This window comes from Nocardia sp. NPDC051321, assembly GCF_044455225.1.
In the GTDB taxonomy this organism is placed as follows: domain Bacteria; phylum Actinomycetota; class Actinomycetes; order Mycobacteriales; family Mycobacteriaceae; genus Nocardia.
Genome location: NZ_JBITEM010000014.1, coordinates 248,037 through 266,169, shown reverse-complemented (window position 1 = coordinate 266,169; position 18,133 = coordinate 248,037). Strand labels below are relative to the sequence as shown.

The 18,133-nt window shown below is 68.3% G+C and carries 1 protein-coding gene; it reads right to left on the bottom strand.

The window, feature by feature from the left end; genetic code table 11:
* Nucleotides 1-5 precede the first annotated feature (5 nt).
* A complete protein-coding gene (locus ACIA8C_RS32215; RefSeq protein WP_397141204.1) occupies nt 6-18,131 on the bottom strand; it encodes a hypothetical protein in 18,126 nt (6,041 codons plus the stop codon).
* Nucleotides 18,132-18,133 lie beyond the last annotated feature (2 nt).

Genomic DNA, 18,133 nt, shown 5'->3' with positions numbered 1-18,133 from the left:
CGGTCTCAGTGGAACACTCCGGCACATTGTCGCGGGTCGGCCAGGACGTCGCGAATTATCAGACCCAGGTCGGTCCCGGCGCCGCCAAGCGGGTAGGGGAAATCGACGACGGGCTCGCCGCCGACGCGCACCTGGAAGCGGGCCTGCTGCGGGCCGAGGTGCTGCCAGCCGACATCGACGGCAGGGGCATCGAGGTCGAACTCGTTGACGCCCAGGCGCAATGTCAGGCGGCCCGCCTTGCGGTAGAAGACGGCGAGGACGTCACCGAAGTAGCCGAGTACGCCGCCGACCGGGCTGGTGGCCGCGGCGGTGACCGCGCGCAACGAACCGGTCTCCGGATCGAAGGTCGCCATGCGGCCCCCGTCGAGTGGCTGGATGACTATTTCGCTACTCGGCGTGGTGTTCTCGCCGTTCCAGCGTCGGCGTTCGCCACCACGCGGGCCCGCGGCACCGGCGCCCGATCCCGCCATCGGCGGCATCATCGGCGGGGCCATCGGCGGCTGTTGTGGGTCACCGGCCTGCGAGCCGTTGGCTTGCCATGGGTTCGGGATGTGCCCGTTCTGGCCGGGGTATCCGGGTTGGCCCGGAAGCGACGGCTGGCCTGGGAACGGTGCTGCCCCAAACTCTCCCGGGTATGGGGGAAGTGCCTGGAATGGGTTCGGCGGTGGCGTGGGCAGGCCGGGAGGCTGCGTCGGATCCGGCGACGTAGGCGGTGTCGTTGGGGGTGTGGTTGGCGGCGTCGTCGGAGGTGTGGTCGGAGGTGTGGACGGCGGCGTCGTCGGGGGCGTGGTCGGCGGTGTGGACGGCGGCGTCGTCGGGGGCGTGGTCGGCGGCGTCGTCGGCGGTGTGGACGGCGGCGTCGTCGGAGGTGTTGTGGGAGGTGTGGACGGCGGCGCTGTCGGAGGTGTCGTGGGCGGCGTCGGCCTTGTCGTCGGCGTGGTCGGTACCGGACGCGGCGTGTGTGGGTGCGTCGGAGTGCCCGGAGTCCGTGGCGGACTCGGCGGGTGCGGCGGATGCGGGGGAACCGGCGGATGCGGGGGCACGGGCGGGTGCGGGGGTTGCGGCGGCTCCGGAAGTTCCGGCGCGGGTACATGAACGGTAGGCGCGGGCCCTACCTCCGGCGGGAACTCGAACTCGTAGTCGTGCGGCGGATGCGGGATGCGCGAACGAAGCAGCGCCGGATCCGGCTCGCCACCGCGGAACCGATCGTCCCCACCATCGTCATCCCCGTTGCCGGTGCCGCGATCACGATTCGAGCCACCATCGGTGGTCCCCCGATCCGACCCCGAATCGTCACGATCGGAGTCCCCATCGGACTCACGATTCCGGTCCCGCGCAGAGCCTGAATCACCGGGCGACTCAACGGGATCGGAGCCGTCACCGTCGTGATCGCGATGCACTGCCGAGTCCGGATCGACCGGCTGCTCGCGATCAGGGCCACCGGTGTCGCGATCCCGATCTGCCGCCGTATCTGAATCAGTGGGCTGCTCAGCGAGATCGGTGCCATCACGTTCCGGAGCGGGGCGGGCCGGGGTCGAATCGCCAAGCGGTTCTCGCTGGTTCGTGTTCTCCTCGTCCGATCGAGGCTGGACGCCTGCGTTCGGATCGAGCGGCGTCAGAGCTTCGGCACGGGTCTCGGCCTGCGCCAGCTCCGCTTCGATGCGCCCCACTTCGGCGTCCGCGACCAGGTAGTCCTTCGCCGCTCGCTCGAGTTCGGCGACCTTGTCCAGCCGGGCCTGCTGCTCGGTGACGTCCAATGTCCGCGCCCGCAATTCTTCAGCGCGCGCTTCGATTTCACGCACCGAGCGCAGCTCGTGCGGCTGGATGGTCATGGACAGGCTCGCGGCGGCCTCGGCACGCGCCGCTTCGGCCCGATCGAGCCGATCCTGGGCAGGCAGCAACTCCGATTCGAGACGCTCCCGAAGTTCGGCTACCTCCTGTCGAGCATCGACTTGCGGGTCCGGGTCATTGCGCGTCGTATCCGCCTCGTGCTGACCACTTTCCGGCGTCTCGGCCGCCGGAAGTTCCGGCTGCCCACTGCGCGCCAGCGCACGAGCTTGCTCGAGCTCGACGTCGTGCCGTTCGACGTTCTCTTCGTGGCGCCGCACGTCCGCCGCGGCGTCCTCGAAGTCACGGAACGCCTGCGCGAAGTCGTCCACTCGCTGCCGACCTTCCGCGTCCGGCTGCTGGGTCCGCAGTTCGGCCAATCGCGTGTCGATGGGTTCGTCGGAGCCGAACAGCCAGGCGGGGTCGATACCGAGGCCCTGTTCCAGCGCGAACAGCGCATCGGTTCGCGCGTCCAAAGTGGCTCGCGCCTCGGACAATGCGAGCTGGTAGCGGTCGCGCGGCAGGAACGGCGCCGAATCCGGCAGCGGTGCGGCCGCGAACGGAATGCCGGCCCGCCAGCCGGTCAACGGCGGCCGATCCGCGTCCCAGTGGAAGCCGAGACCGACCGCGTGCGTGTTCGCGTCGTGCCAGGTCTTGCCCCGGTTCTCGGGATCGCGCAGAAACTCCGACTCAGCAAGCGCGTCGTAGAGCAGCACGATGTCCTGCTTCAGCGGCTCGCCCGCCGCCAGGCGGTTGAGCGCCTCGGCGACGTCGGCCAGCTGATCCATCCGCCGCAGCACCACGCGGCCCGCGGGATCGGCGTAGTCGGTGACCAGATGCTCGTCCGTCATCAGGTGATCGAAGACCTGCTGGATTTGCTCCCTGGTGAAGCGCGGCGGCGGCAGGGCTCCGTCGGCGGTGGCGTCGTGCCACATGTTCGGCGCCAGTTCCCGCGCCATCCGATCGAGCTGCTCCTCGGTGATGCGCCCGGTGTTCTGCTGCTCGATGAGCAGGTTTCGAATGTCGGCGATGGTGTCGCGCACCGCGATTCGATCATTGCCGTCGAACATGCCGAGCGCGCGCCCGGCAAGGTCATCGATCTGCTGGTCGACCCTATTCAGCTGCTCGGCGACGTCGGGCCTGGTCGGGTCGATGCCGCGATGAGCGTCCACCAGTTCCTTGCGTACCAGGTCGACGAGCTTGCGCGCGGCGTCGGCCTGCTGGTCTTCGCCGTAGTGCGCCAGCTGCTCGGCGATCTTGTCGGCCAGCCGGTCGTCGGCACGGAACCTGTCGTATTCGCCGTCGGCCCAGTCCTGGACCCGCTGCCAATCGGCGGTCTCGCGATCGAAGACCTGCTGCAACCACTCGGGGATCTCGACGTGTTCGTCCAGGCGCGAGTGATCGCTCGCCTCCCAACTACGGAACATCGGCTGGATGTTGGTCTCCGGCGGCTTGTGCCAATCGAAACCGTCCCAGACCGTCCCGAACGGTGGCAGCCGCTGCAACCACGGCCGGGCCTTGACCCAGTCGCCGATCGCCGGGTGCCGATGGATCCAGTCCCGCACCATCGGGTGATCGATCGCCTGGAGCAGGGTACGGATATCGCGTTGGATGGCATAGAAATCGCCGCCGACGTGGATGGTGACGATGTCGTCGGCCGGGACGCCATCCTGGAAGTACTCGACCGGTGCGCTCATCGGATTCATCGGCAGCATGTTCTTCGCGATATGCCCCGGCGGGATGTCGGCGAACGGTGTTGCCAAGTCGTTGATGTAGTCGGCGAGGCCCGCCCACCAATCGGGATTGCCCGGGTCGTACGCCTCCAGGCCGTCGCCACGACGCAACCTGCCGTCCTCGCCCACATTGATCGACCAGTCGGGTCTGCTCGGGTTGACCGTATGCCAGTCACCGGCGCCGTCACGCCAGCGGACCACCAGCATGCCGGGGTCGCCCTGGATCCAGCCGGTCGCGGTGCGCTCCAGCGACGGCCCTGGGTGCACCACCGTCTCCCGACCCGGCGCGGTCTCCCGGTATTCGATCCGTGGATGCTGCAACATCGCCTGTGCGACACCGGCATTGGTGCGGATGGCGTGTTCGAGCGCCGCATCGTGCATGGCGCCGTGGCGCGCCGTCTCGGGCTGCTGACCGAAAACCACGATCCTTGGCGGCTCGCCCACGATGATGCCGACCCGATCGGTCGCCATCCGGCCGCCCTCGGCGCGCATGGTGTCGCGCCATTCGGCAACCTCGTGCCACCGCTCGGTGAGCAGCGTCATCTGGTCCTGCTTGCGGGTCATCGCCTTGTCGGCCCGGCTCACCTCGGCCGCGGCATCGCCGAGCTCTTCGAGCATGTCTGCCCGGTGCGGATCGGTGCCGTCGTCGAGCTGCCGCAGGCGCCGCATCGTCGCGTCCAGCCGATGCGGTTCCGGGCCGAGATCGGACAGCGGAACATCCAGTCGCTCCGCCAGGTCCTCCATGACCGTGCGCCGTCGCTTGCTCTCCTGGAAGATCGCCGCCTGCTCGCGGGCCAGCCGATCCAGGGTGGCGACGACGTCGGCGGACAGCGGGCGGTCCCGGTTCACCTTCTCGCCGTGCAGGTCATTGAGTCTGGTGTCGATCCCGCTGACCGCGTCGTCGAGCCGGTTGAACGCCTCGACGGCCTGGACCAGTTTGCGAATGGCGTGGTCGCGCAGCTCGCGCTCGGGCCCGGACACCGGTTCGTGCACCACCCGGGAAGGGCTGTCCAGGTTGGCGGGCACCCGCACCGACCTGTTGCGAGCCTCGTTGTGCAGCTCGAGCACCCGCTGGGTGAACGCGTCGCCGGTCAGGTGTTTTACATCGAGTCGCCCGGCGATCTCGTCTCTTGTCGCGCGCGCGGCTTCGCGCTCGCGCGCCAGCTCGCCGCGTTCCTGAAGCAGGCGATCGTATTCGGCCTCTCGGGTTTCCTGCGGGCCGTCCTCGCCATCCATCCTGGCCAGTTCGGCGGTCAGCCGCTCGATCGCCGCCGTGGACTCGGGCACCCGATTGGACAGCCGCTCCAGCTCCTTCACCCGAAGCAGGTCGTGCGGCTGCAACTCGGGCTCGTCGGGACGGCGGTGATTCAACTCGCGCAGGGTGTCGGCGAGGTTGTCACCAGGCCGCAGTGCGGCCCAATCGTCGGCCGGGTCGACGCCGAGGAACTCGGCCAGCTCGTTGCGCCTGCGGGTCGCGAGCTCGAGGTCTTGCACGGCGAGGTCGCGCGCCTTGACCGTCTCGGCGCGGCGTTCGGCGTTGTCCGCCTCGTGCGCCGCGGCCGGATCGGGGTGCGGGGTGCCGTCCGGATGCGGCCCGGCCTCGGTTCGAGGTGTGCCCGCTGGATCTCCGGAATTTTCCGATCTAGTTGTGCCGCTGCCATTTTCGGAGCCGCCGAGCTGTTCGGGACCGCCCGGTCGCGGCCCGGCGCTGCCTGGATCGTCGGGGCGGTGGGTTGCGGGCGGGTCACCGTCCGGGCGCACATTCTGCTCGAGCTTCGTCAACCGGTCGAGCACGGACTGATGCCACTCGGGATGGTCGGCGAATTCCGGTGCCAGCACCTCGATCCGGCGACGGATCTCGGCCAGCTCGGCCGCGCTCACCTCGTGCTGACGCCACTGCAGCGCGCCGTCGGGGCCGGGCTCGAGGAAGTGATGGGCGAAACCACTACTGGTTTCGGCGTTCGGGCGCTGCCCACCGCCGAACGCGAGACTGTGGTCGATACCGCTGATCAGTCCGTCCGCGGTGACCAGCCAGTTCGTCATGCCGCGGTCCGGCATCCGGATCAGCGTGTCCAGCAGACCGAGGCGGACACCGTCCGGGGTGTTGGTCAACCCGGTCTCCTGTGGGCTCCACGCGCCGGGATGCCGCCCGCCTGCCCAATCGCCAGGCATGAGCTGCATGTAGACCACGTGGTCGCCGGCCCGCACGACGTGCGGCACATTGGCGCCGACGGCGTGACCGACCTGTGCGGCAAGCACTTCCGCGTCGGCGTGCTGAACATTGCTGAGCGTCTTACGGATCAGCTGCGTGCCGTCCTCGAGGGTGATCCGCGTCGCCTCCTCGCTGATCCGCTCGAAGTGGATGGTCTCACCGGACGTCGGCGCGGCCTCCACCCGAGCCACCGCCTGCGCGAGAGCCGCAGCGTCCGAACCTGATTCGTGCGGCTCCTGGGTGGGTCCGCCCTCCGGGGGACGGTGACCGCCGCTGCCGGAACCACCATCACCGGGGTCGCCCGCCTGCGGCGGAGACGGCGGCTGTTGCCCACCGTCATCGCCGCCGGACGCGGGCTTCGGTGCCGAATCATGCGACGACTCTTGGGCTTTCACATCGCTGGAGCGCGAATCGCTGGTCGATGGTTGCCCCTCGCTCGGCGGTTTGTTCGCTCCGGCAACGCCATTCGGCTCGCCAGTGCGCGCCGGTGCGCCGCCGCCATGCGATGCCGGTGTGCCGCCGCCGGGCGCGGGCGGGGTCGACGACTGGATCGGTCCCCCCGAGGGGTCCGGGCCGCTCGGCGGCACCAGATCGACGACGGACACCTGCCCCTGCTCATCGACGCGCACCTGCCGGTAGGTGACCTCGACACCCTGTCCGGCCAGCTGCGCACGCAGGTCGGCGCCGATGATGTGGTCCGGCGCCTCGGACGGCGAGACGACGAGTAGCCGCTGCCGATCGCCGGGGAGCACGGCGACACCGTTCGCATTGGGCAGCGGCCGACCCTCCGCCGCGAGGATGTCACGCGAGATCGCGGCCGCCGCTTCGGCGCGCAGGGTGTTCCTGGTCCGTATCGACTCGTGGTACTGGCCGAGGGTCTTGGACAGCTCACCGGTGGTCCGCACGACCTCGGAGTAGTGGCGCTCCGCCGCGTGCAGATCGTCGAAGTACCGCACCATCTCTTCGGGCGGGATGTGCTGGCGGTCGCGGAGTTCCGCGACCCGGGAATCGGCGCCCGCCAACACGGTTCGAGCCGCTTGCTCCAGCTCGCGGGCATTCAGTCCCGTCGGATCCACGCCGAGTGCGCGCGCCATCGTGCGCGCTCGGTCGAGCAGCGTCTGACCGTTGTCGGCTGCCGCGGTTATCTGGTCGAGAAGCCCGTCGACCGCCGGATTCCGGATATCCGGCGCGTAGGGGCGCGGCTCGCCCGCCGCCGACCACTGCGTGGACTGCTCGGCGGCCGGTGGATGGTTGCCGCCGTTCGGATCGCCCGGGTCACCCGCGTTGCTCGGATCACCGGGATCAACGGACTGCTGGACGGGCGCGGGTTCCGGCGCGGCATTGTGCACCGGCTTGGACGCCTCGCTCGGCGTACCCGGCTCTCCCGCAGGCTCGTTCGCTTCGCTCGCGGGCTTGTCTGTCACTGATTCAGGCTTGTTCGCCTCGGCGACTGGCTTTTCCGTTTCGGTGACTGGCTTGTTCGGCTCTGCGACAGGCTTACTCGCTTCGCCGACAGGCTCGCTCGGCTCGTTGACGAGCTTGTTCGGCTCGTCGGCAGGCTTGCTGACCTTGCTCGCAGGCTTATCGGCCGAACTCGGTTCTTCGCCCAGCTTCTGTTGTGCCGCAGCATCATCCGCTGTGGTAGAGCTCTGCACCTCGCTCGGCTCCGGCACCGCACCGCTCGGCGGCTTCTTCGCACCGCCACCATCGCTCGGCGCATCGGGTTCGGGCCGTGGTGCCGCCAGCGGTGGCGCGTCCGGCGGGTCGGTCCGGTGCACCTGCGTGCGCCCGTCTTCCCCGGGGACAAGGCGGTAAACGATGACGTTGTCGCGGTTCGGCCCGACCAGATCGTTCAGCTCCGGGTGCTGTGCCGCGGCTCGATCGACCAGGGTGGTCGGATCGGTCGACTCCCCACGCACCACGACAATGGCTTGCGGCGGATCGCCAGGAACGATGCCGATCTGCGGCACCCCGTCCAGCGGCTCCGCACCCGCTTCGAGCATCGTGTTCTTCCGCAGCTGATCGGCAAGCTGCTGATCCCGCTCGGCCGCATCACGCACCGCGTACTTGTGCCGCTCGAACGCCTCCTCCGCCTCGGCCTGATCACGCGCCTGCCGCAGCTGTTCGGCAGCCTCGTCCCTGGCCCGGACCGCGTCCGCCTTCGCCCGCTCCAGCCGATCGATCTCGTTACTCCGTTGGCGCGCATCCGCTTCGGCGTAACTTCGCTGCCGCTCGGCTTCCCTTTGTTCCTCGGCAACCCTTTGCTGCTCGGCTTCCGCGCGCTGCCGCTCGGCTTCGGCGGAGTGCGCGGGATCTTCCGGTCGCGCATTCGAATCAGCTTCCAGCGCAGGCACTTCCGGCTGCTCGCCGCGGATCGCCGCGCGGGCGCGGTCGAGGTTGACATCGTGCTGCTCGATCCGCTGTTCGAGGCGGATGACTTCGGCACCTGCCTCGTCGAATTCACGCAACGCACGCGACACGTCATCGATGCGCTGGCGACCAGCTTCATCCGGCTGCTGTGTCCGCAGGTTGGCCAGCCGGTCGACGGGATCGGCGGCGCCGAACAACGCCTCGGGATCGATCCCGGCCAGTCGCACGGCCTCCAGTAGCGCCATCGAGCGCGCGTTCCAATGCTCCCTGGCATTGCCCAATTGCAGTTCGAAGCGATCGCGCGGCAGGAACGGCTCCGGCGGGCGCAGCGGCTCCGGCGCGTACGGAATATTCGCGCGGTCACCGGTCAGCGGCGGGCGGTTCGCGTCCCAGTGGAAGCCCTCGGCCACCGCGTGCGCGTTCGCGTCATGCCAGGTCCAGCGCCCCTCGCGCGGCGCGGGAGTGCGCAAGAAGTTGGATTCCGCGAGCGCGTCGAGCATGAGGACAACATCCGCGGGCAACGGATTGCCGTCCACGATCCGGTTGATCGCCTCGGCCACGTCGGCGAGCTGATCCATCCGCCGCGTCGTCAGGTTGCCGTTGGGATCGGCGTGATCGACGGCCGGGTGCTCGTCGACCAGCAGATGATTCAGGATCTGCTGAATCTGTTCCCTGGTGAAGGCCGGGAATTCGTGCTTCGGCGGGGCACTGTCGGGTTGCGGGCGATCTGGGAAGGGGTCGGGCCAGTTGTGCTCTTCGATTTTCGGCGGCAGCGGACGGATGCCAGGGGTCAACTCGTCAACGATCCGGGTGATGTCGGCGTCAGCGATCGGGCGCTGGTTCCTGATGTCGAGCAACTGTTTCCGTATATCGGCGATCGTGGCCCGGATCGCGACCCGATCATCGGTAGCGAAGTGGTCGAAGGACTCGTCGGCGATCCGGTTGATGGCCTTCTGCCGGTCGATGCCAGGCTGGCCCGGGTCGACACCGCGGCGCGAATCGACCAGTTCCTTGCGGATTCGATCGACCAAATCCTGTGCGCCGACCCGCATCTGCTCTTGCCGGTACTCGGCCAGCCCTTCGACCATGCGGTCGGCGAGCTGATCGTCGGCCCGGAACCGGTCGTATTCGCCGTCGGCCCACTCCTGGACCCGCCGCCAGTTCGCGACATCCGCATCGATCGCGGGCCGCAACCACTCCGGAATCTCGGTTCTGGCATGCTCGGCCGGCTCCCAGGCGCGGTACATCGGCTGAAAGTTGGTCTCGGGCGGCCGGTGCCACTGGAACGACGACCACATGGTGCCGACCGGGAAGAACCGCTTCAGCCACGGACGCGCCAGTACCCAGTCGCCGATCGCCGGGTGCCGATGGATCCAGTCGCGCACCAGGGGATGGTCGATCGCCATGAACAAGTTGCGGATATTTCGTTGAATGGACGCGATATCGGCACCGAGATGGAGGCTGACGATGTCGTCCGGCGACATGCCGTTGTCGAAATATCTGGTCTCGACGTTCATCGGATTCAGTTCGAGCATGTTCTTCGCGATATGCCCGGGCGGGATATCGGCGAAGGGCGTCGCCAGGTCGTTGATGTAGTCGGATAGACCGCCCCACCAGTCAGGATTGCCCGGGTCGTATTCCTTAGGCGCTTTGGGACCGCGGTTGGTGGTCCGGTTCGGCTCACTCGGATCGACGTGGTGCCACTGACCGTCCGCGTCTTGCCAGCGCACCAGCAACAGGCCGGGATCACCGTTGATCCAGCGGGTGGCAGTGCGCTCGATGGGCGGACCGCCCATCTGCACCTGTCGCCAAGTGCCGTCCTGCTCGACGACCACCCGGCGGTATTCGATCTGCGGCTGCCGCATCATCGCCTGTGCCACAGCCAGTTCCGTGCGTATCGCGTGCGCTAGCGCGTCGTCGTGGCCGGTGCGCGACGGCTCGAATTCTGCTCGCGTGCCGAATACGATGATGCGCGGACGCTCACCGGGGATGATGCCGACGCGGTCGGTGACCATCCAGCCGCCCTCGTCTCCGGCACTGACGAGATCCCGCCACAGACCATTCAGCCGAGCCATCTCGTCCCGCAGCTTGCCCATGGCGTGTTCGCGATCGAGCACATCGCGCGCGGCGGCTTCCAGCTCATCGAGCACCCGGTGGCGATCGGCCATCTCGCCGTTGTCCACCCGCATCGTTCGCGTCCGATGCCAATCCAGCGCCTTTTCCAGATCCCGTGGATGCGGGCCGAGCTCCGATACCGGAATCCCGAGCCGCCGGGCCAGATCCTCCAGCACCGTCTGCCGTGCCTCGGTATCGCGCAGCAACTCGGCGTAATCGTCAACCAAGCGATCGAGGGCGGTGCCGACATCATCGCCGGGCGGGCGCTCATCGACGACGCCCTCGTCCCGCAGTTGCGCGAGGCGGGCGTCCTTCTCGGCGACGGCCGCGTCGAGACGGTCGCATTCCCGCATGGCATCACTCAATTTGCGGAGTTCACGCAGATGCAATTCGCGCTCGGAGCCGGCGATCTGTTCCCGGACAAGCCGTTCCGGGGAGTCCAGGTTGCCGGGGATCCTGGTCTGCCGCGATCGCGCATCGTCATACAGCTCGAGCATGCGGCGCTCGAAGCCCGGGCCGGTCAGTTCCCGGAACCCGAGGTGCGCGGCCAGCTCATCGCGCTTCGCCCTGGCGAATTCACGCTCATGGTCCAGCTCACGCCGCTCCTCGAGCAGGCGGGCGTACTCGCCCTCGGGGGTCTCGTGTAACGCGGCTTCACGTTCGGCGTCCAGCGCTGCCAGCTCGCGATCGATCCTGGCGATGTCGTTGTTCGCGTCGGCGACCCGGTCGGCCAGCCGCTCTAGCTCATCGATGCGGGCATGCTCGCGCGGCATCTCCTCACGCACCTCCATGGTGCGGCCGCGCAACTCCTCCAAGGTTCGCGGGAAATTGTCGGGATGCAATGCCGCCCAGTCGTTTTCCGACGACACTCGCAGCCGCCCGGCCAGCTCATCGCGCTGCTGCTGCAACGCATCCCGGTCGGCGACGGCACGATCGCGCTCAGCGTCCAGCTCCGCATGGCGCGCATCGAGTGTGTCCTCGGGGCGTGGCGCGCTCTCCTCGTGCGCGGGCGGCGGCGAGTCGTCACCCGGTTGCCGGTCGCCGTGGTTCGTGCCGTGATCACCGGGGTCGCCCGGATCACCAACGCGCGGTGGCGATTCCGGCGGTTTCTTGCCGCCACCGGCGCCATCGGGCGCTGGCTGCGCGGCCGAATCCTCGCGCGGCGGCACTTGGGCGTCACCCGGGACTTCGCCCTCGGGAACCCGGTGCTTGCCCGCCTCCTCCGACGGCACCTCCGCCGCGGGCCGAGGCAAGGTGCCGTCGGCGATATCGCGGGAGAACTCGGCGCGCAGCGCCAACATCCGGGCCCGCCATTCGGCGTGGTCGGCCCGCATCTGCGTAGCCCAGTCCAGGGGTGCGGTATCCGCGATCTGCCGCATGGCCGCCGCGTGCTCGGCGGCCATCCGAGCCGTCCACTCGGCGGTCTCGGCGCGCATGCGGTCAGCCCAGTCCGCGGTGCTCTCGTGTCGGCCGCCGTTGTCACTGCCGGACGGGTCGGGATCGTGCGGTGGGTCGACCGCCATCCTGGCCGGCTGGTCCACCGCTGGATGCGGCGTAACCTCGGGGCCCTGCAGCCGTGGCGCCAGCACGTCGGGTCCCAGTTTCGCCAAGTCGGTCAGCATCTTGTGCATGACCCGGGCCGGCTCACTGGCCCGGTCGCCGTGCAGTTCTACATCGCGGAAGGCATCGGCGACGGCTTCCCCCGGGCTGAAGACGCCATCTTTGTCGAAGCTGTACCGGCTGAGCTGGCTCAGCCACTTGCGGTATCCCGCAGCGGTATTGGGGACGGATGGGTCCTGCTCGGCCTTGTGCCGGTAGTAGTCCTGCAGGACTTTGTCGGTATAGGTCAGCGAGTGCGGATCGTTCGGGTTCAACGGTCGAAGCGAGGTTCGCTGTCCGTGGAAGTCCACCGCGTGACCGAATTCGTGCAGCAGCATCTGGTAAACCGCGCGAGTCGTGGTGGACTGATCGAACCGTCCGAGGTCAACGCCCTCCTGGACTTTGCCGCGGAACACGTCCAAGCTTCCGACGAGTTCCTGATTGATCCTGAGCGACTGTGCGTACCGCACCCCCGTCTCCGGGTGACGGCCCGGAACCATCTCCGCCAGGCGCCCGCTCGGGAACGGGCCGACGCCGACGCTACCGAGGACAACGTGTGGGTACTTGGTCCGCATATCGACGACGCCCCTGGCGATCTCGCGCGCCACCTCGGCATCGAAACCGGGCATGTCGAACCCGTAGACCTTCAGCCCGGTCTGCTTGGCCAGCTCCTCGCCGACCTGCGCCGCGTCGAGTGGCGTCCACTTGTCGACGATGTGCGGGTCCGGCTGACCGCCGTCGTGGTGCGCACCGCCATCCATGCCGTGTACCGGCGCCGCCGTCGGACGACGCGGCGGCAGCATGTGCGAAGCGGACTCGCGCTCGCGGGACAGCGGATGGTCGGACGGCGGCCTTGTCGGCTCGCCCGCCGCCGGGCGTTGCCGCGGCTCGGACCCCGAATCACCTTGCGAACGAGGCACTTCCGACGGTCGGCGCGGCGGCAACATATGCGAAGCGGACTCTCGCTCGCGCGGCAGGTGCGAGTCAGGCGCCATTTTCGTCGGCCCGTCTGAGACCGGACGTTGCCGCGGCTCCGGTGCCGAATCTTCTTGCGACCGAGAGGCATCCGCCGGACGCATATCGCGCGAACGGGCGTCGCCCGGATCAGTGGGCGATTCGGGCGTCTTGTTCGGGCCCGCGCTATCGGCTGGCTGTTCGTGCGGGGCACGCTCGGACTCCGGACGCGTCAGCGGTTCCGGCGTCTTGTTCGGACTCGCGCCGTCCGAAGGTCGTTGTCGCGGAGCGTGTTCAGTTTCCGGATGCGTCGAGGCTTCCGGTGTCTTGTTCGGCGCAGCGCTGTCGGCCTGCCGTGGCCGCTGGGCGCCCTCGGACTCGGGATGGTCGATCGGCCGAGTGACCGGATCGTCAGTGTTCGGCGGCTTCCGGATACCCGAGCCGTCGCCCTCTGGGAGCAGTCCCTTTTCCGCGAGTTCGCGCACCCGCTCGGCCGCTCGATCGGCTTCCGCCCGCAAGGCTTCGTCTTGGGGGTATTGGTCGGCGAGCCTGCGCAGCGACTCGGCCTCCTCGACCTGCACGCGGGGCGGCAGCTCCGCATCCTCGTGTTTCGGCCGGGAGATCAGGCCGTCGACGTCTTCGTTGTGCGGGAGGTTGCTGTCGTCGTGTGGCCGCCCATCGAAGGGCTGACCGATCCGCCGGTCGGGGACAGGCACCTGCGCATCGGCGATCATGCGAGCCCGCTCCGCTGGATTGAGCCGGTGCTCCGGCTGGCCCTGCGCATCGAACACGATGGCGCGAGTGCTGCTGAGCTCACGCGGCACCCGCGGCGGATAACCATGATCGGCCACCCCGGCGCCGAGGTCGCGGACCACGATATCGCCGCCCTGGTTCACCAGCAGATACGCGTGTGCGCCGACACCGTGATTGTCCCGGTAACCCGCGTAGGCATCGACTACCAGTGCGGACGATCCGTCGCCGAGGGTGAGCAGCTGTCGCTGGAGGTTCTCGTGCGTGGTGGTGTCCAGCCTGCCACCCGCCGCGGCCGCCAGTTCGCCAGCGGTCATCCCGTCGGGACCGATTACGCGCTGCGGCATTTGGACCTGGTCGCCGTACATGGCACGGAGTTCTCCGAGTGACAATTCACCACAGCGACCGCGGCGGTCATCAGGATGATTGAACGCGTCGTCGGACGCGAGGTGCTCGGACTGGAAACCGCCCAAATTGTCCATCGGGACCGGAACATTGTTGCGCTCGAGGTCGAATTTGGTGATCGTCACCTCGCCCTTGATATTGGCGTGCGCCTTGTAGTACTCGACCTCGAGGGTGCCGTCGCGATGTGCCTTCAGCAACTCCTCCCTGGTCTTCAGGAATGCCTTGCCCTGATCACTGTTCGGGTCTAAACCGCGCGCGAGCATCTGTTCAGGGGTCTCGTTGAGCAGCTGCTTGAGGTTTCGGTCGACGGCGAGGGTATTGCGCAGATACTCCGGAGAGCCCTGCTCGGAGTAGCCCCATGGCGTATCGGCGCCCCCTAGCGTCGAGCCGACGCCCTTGGCCTCGATCACCAACAGCTTGGGCGGCGGACCGGGCACAAATGCGGCGAAGTCGACCGAGTGGTTGCCATCCCAGGCCCCCTCGAACGGGGTGATCTTTATTGCGCCGTCCGGCTTCAGGCCAAATGACTCGGCAGCCAATTCGCCGAGCAATTTCGAGGTGTCGTGCATCTCGTTGCCGATGCGATTGTATTCCGAAGCATGAGTTTTCAGGTCCGCCAGCCGATCCAGCTTGGCGTCCATTTCGGCGTCGCTCAGATTTTCAGCCAAGACCTCGCTGCGCTTGTCGGCGTACAGCTTTTTCAGCTTGTCCTGACTCAGCTGATGAACATCAGGCTTACCCTTGTCGTTCTTGATGTCGAACTCGTCCATCAGCGGCCCGAGCAGCTTGCGGACAGCTTTACGATCTACATCCTGTTTTTGCCGTTCACCAGCAGCCTCTTCCAGCTTCCTGATGATGTCCGAGTCCGTTGGCGTGTGCGGCTCAGGGGTGCCGAGTTGAGCCCGGTGCGCATAATCCCCACCGGCATTGCTGTTGGGATCAGTGGTGTAGCCACTTCGATCGCGCAGCGAATACGGATGACCGTTGTCGCGCCAGGTATCCGGCCGATCGCCGAATTTATGCAATTTGTCGTCGGCACTACGGTACTGGTCAGGAAGATCGCCGGGCCGGCGTAGATAGCCATCGGCATCGCGTATCAAACCCGGCGGCACCGGCTCACCGATCGGGTGCGGCGGCGGGTCCGGCACGTTGCCGATCCGGTCCGAATCGGCGTGCTCGCCCGGGTTGGTGAGCAATTCGTCCCGAACACGGCTCGGTACCTTGTCCACCGGCGTGCCGTCCGGTTTGAACATGATCGCGCTCGCGCTGTGCAGTTCCTTCGGTGTCCGTGGCGGGAAACCGTGCTCGGCCCCCATGCTGGGGTCGTGCACCTTGATCTGGCCGCCCTCGTTCACCATCAGGTACGCGTGCGCGCCGACACCGTGCTCGTCGCGCGGGCCCTTGTAGGTGTCGACGACGAGCGCCGTGGCACCGTCGCCCATCTTGAGCAGCCGCCGCTCGATCGCCTCGTGGCCGCCCGCGAACTCGCGCAGCTGCCCACCCGCGGCGCCGACGAGTTCTCGTGAGGTCATGCCGTCGGCACCAATTGTCCGCTCCGGCAGACGAATTGAATCACCGAATCGGTCGCGGAGTTCCCGCAGCGAGAGCTCGCCGCACTTGCCGCGATTCGGATCGTCGGGGTCGATCGGTCGCTTGCTTTCGGGGTCGCCGTCCTGTCGCGGCGTCGCGGCCTCGCCGTCGGCAGCGTGCTGGCGCGGCGCGCCGTCCGCCCCCGACTGCCGCGGATGGGCCGACGTGCCCGCATCCGCGACCGGGACGATCCCCACGTCGTCATGATGCGAGCGACTCTCGGAGTCGTCACCGTGGTCGCTGCGATGCGCGGGATCCGCATCGCCTGCCCGGTTCGGAGCGTCGCCTACCGGCCGAGAGTCGTTCGCGCGCGGGCGCCCGGCTTCGTCCCTGATGTGCGGCTCGGCACCGGTGCGCGGCCGATCCTGTTGCGGTGCACCGGCTTCCGGCTTTTTCCTGGAATCTGGGCCGTCCGCATCCGAGTGCGGCCGAGCGTTCTCGTCCGCATCCGAGTGCGGCCGAACGTTCTCGTCCGCATCCGGATGCACCTGCACGTGCTCGTCCGCCGCGCCCGCCGCTCGGTCCGGCGCCTTGGGCGCCTCGGAGCCGCTCGACTCCGCGCGGAGGCCGGGAGTCGAATCCTTGCCTGCCCGAGCAGGATTCGATTCCGATACGCCAGCGCGCGAGTCACCTCGGGGCCGATCGACGCTCGGCTTGGCGTCCGGCGATCCGGCCCGCGAGTCGGCTGCGCGCGGTTCGGTGCCCGACTGCGGCCTGCTTTCACCACCGCGCGGCGCCTCCGCGCCACCGGGCCGAGCTGACGCACCGTCGCCTGCTTGCCGCGGCGCGTCACCGGACTGCCGCGGCGCCGCACCGTCACCGCTGTGCCGGGGTGCCGCGCCATCGCCGCCTGGTCGAGCTGTCGCGCCGTCGGCACCGGGCCGGGCCGCCGCACCATCACCGGCACGCCCGGCATCGCCCGAATTATGCGTTCCCGCAGTGCTTCCCGGGTCGGTACCGCTCTGCGGTGTGACCGACCGATCGGCACCGGTGCCGCTGTCGTGCGTGCTGCCACCGTCGGCAATGCTCGCCCGACTGTGATCCGCGCCGGAACCGTCGGCTCCGGCGTGCTGCTCCGGCGAACTGCCGTGGCTCTCGGGTGCGCTGCTGTGCTGCTGTCCGCCGTCGGAGCCACGGCTCTCGGAACCACCGCCGTGCTGCTGGCCACCATCGGAGCCGCGGTTCTCCGAACCACCACTCTGCTGGCCACCATCGGAACCACGACTCTCCGAACCACCGTGCTGCTGGCCGCCATCGGAGCCACGGCCACTGTCCGAGTCGCCAGCCTGTGGCCGGTCGGCGTCGGTGCTGTAAGTCCGGTTCGAGTCGCCGGTGGAGGTATCTCCGCTGCGCGTCGAGGTGTCGTCGGTCCGGGTAGACGATCCGTCACCCGAACTGTTGGTGCGGTTGTTCGACCCACCGCCGACATTATCTCCGCCGGTCCGGTCGCCGCCCGTGCCGTGCTCACCCTGGCCGACCGCACCGTTCCGCGGCGTGTCGACACCGGTGCTGCCTGCCGGATGCATGTCCGGACCGCCATTGCTGTGCGTGCCAAGGCCTTCGGGGGCGAGGCCACCGATCCGAGGCCCGTTCGTCGGCCCGACGCCGGTCGGCATGCCTGCCCGGTCGAAGTGGAATTTGCTGGCTCGCCCCTTGTTCCCGCCCGACATCGCGCCGTTCGACATGCCCGCGGTGAGCATTCGCGGGTCGAAGTTGTCCAGCGCGTTACCCCAGCCGTTTTTCAGCCCGTCCATCACGAACTGCGGTGCGAACCCGGCGATCGAGCCGCCGAGGCCCGCACCGAAGCCGGTGAGCGCGCCCTTCATGCCGGGGCCCAAAGGGGCGTTCTTCAAAAGGTGTCCGAGCCCGTGGCCGGCCGCCGCGCCGCCGAGTGCGCCTGCCCCCGAGGAGATCGCGGTCATCTTGACCTGATCCCAGTCGATGTTCTTGCGGTGGCCCTGTTCTTTTTGGATCCACTGGATCCCCAAGTCCTGGATGGTGCCGAGCGCCAGGTCGAGCGCGACGTGCTTGAGGAGGAACTTGGCGCCCTTGGTGATGGCCAACTTGAGGACGTGCTTGAGGACCGCCATGAGCCCTTGCCTGGCGATCACCCGGATCGTCACCCGGGTCGCGGCGATGGCGGTCAGCTCCACGGCGGGTGCGGTGGGCGGAAACAGCCACGCCGCAGCGAGTTCGATCGCCAGCAGGCCCAGCGAGGACCACATCATCCACTTGGCGTACTCGATTTCGGTACCGACGCCATCCGCGGATTCGGCGATCTTGTCGAAGAACTCCGCGAGCTTCTTGAGGTTGTTGTTCGCCTCCTCCCCGCTGGCACCGGTGCCATCGCGCATCTTGTCGAACGCGCCCGCGATCTCATCGCGCGCCGCACCGGACGGGTATGCGTTGAGCGCGGCAGACTTCGCCGCGTTGATGTCGGCCATGATGCCGCGCAGCTCTCCGGCGGCACTGCGCCAGTCACCGGCGAGGTCGCGCATGCCGGTTTCCGAGCCCTCGGGCCAATCGCTACCGGCGACCCACCCGAGGGTTTCGAGGAGCCCGTCCCAAAAGTCCATCT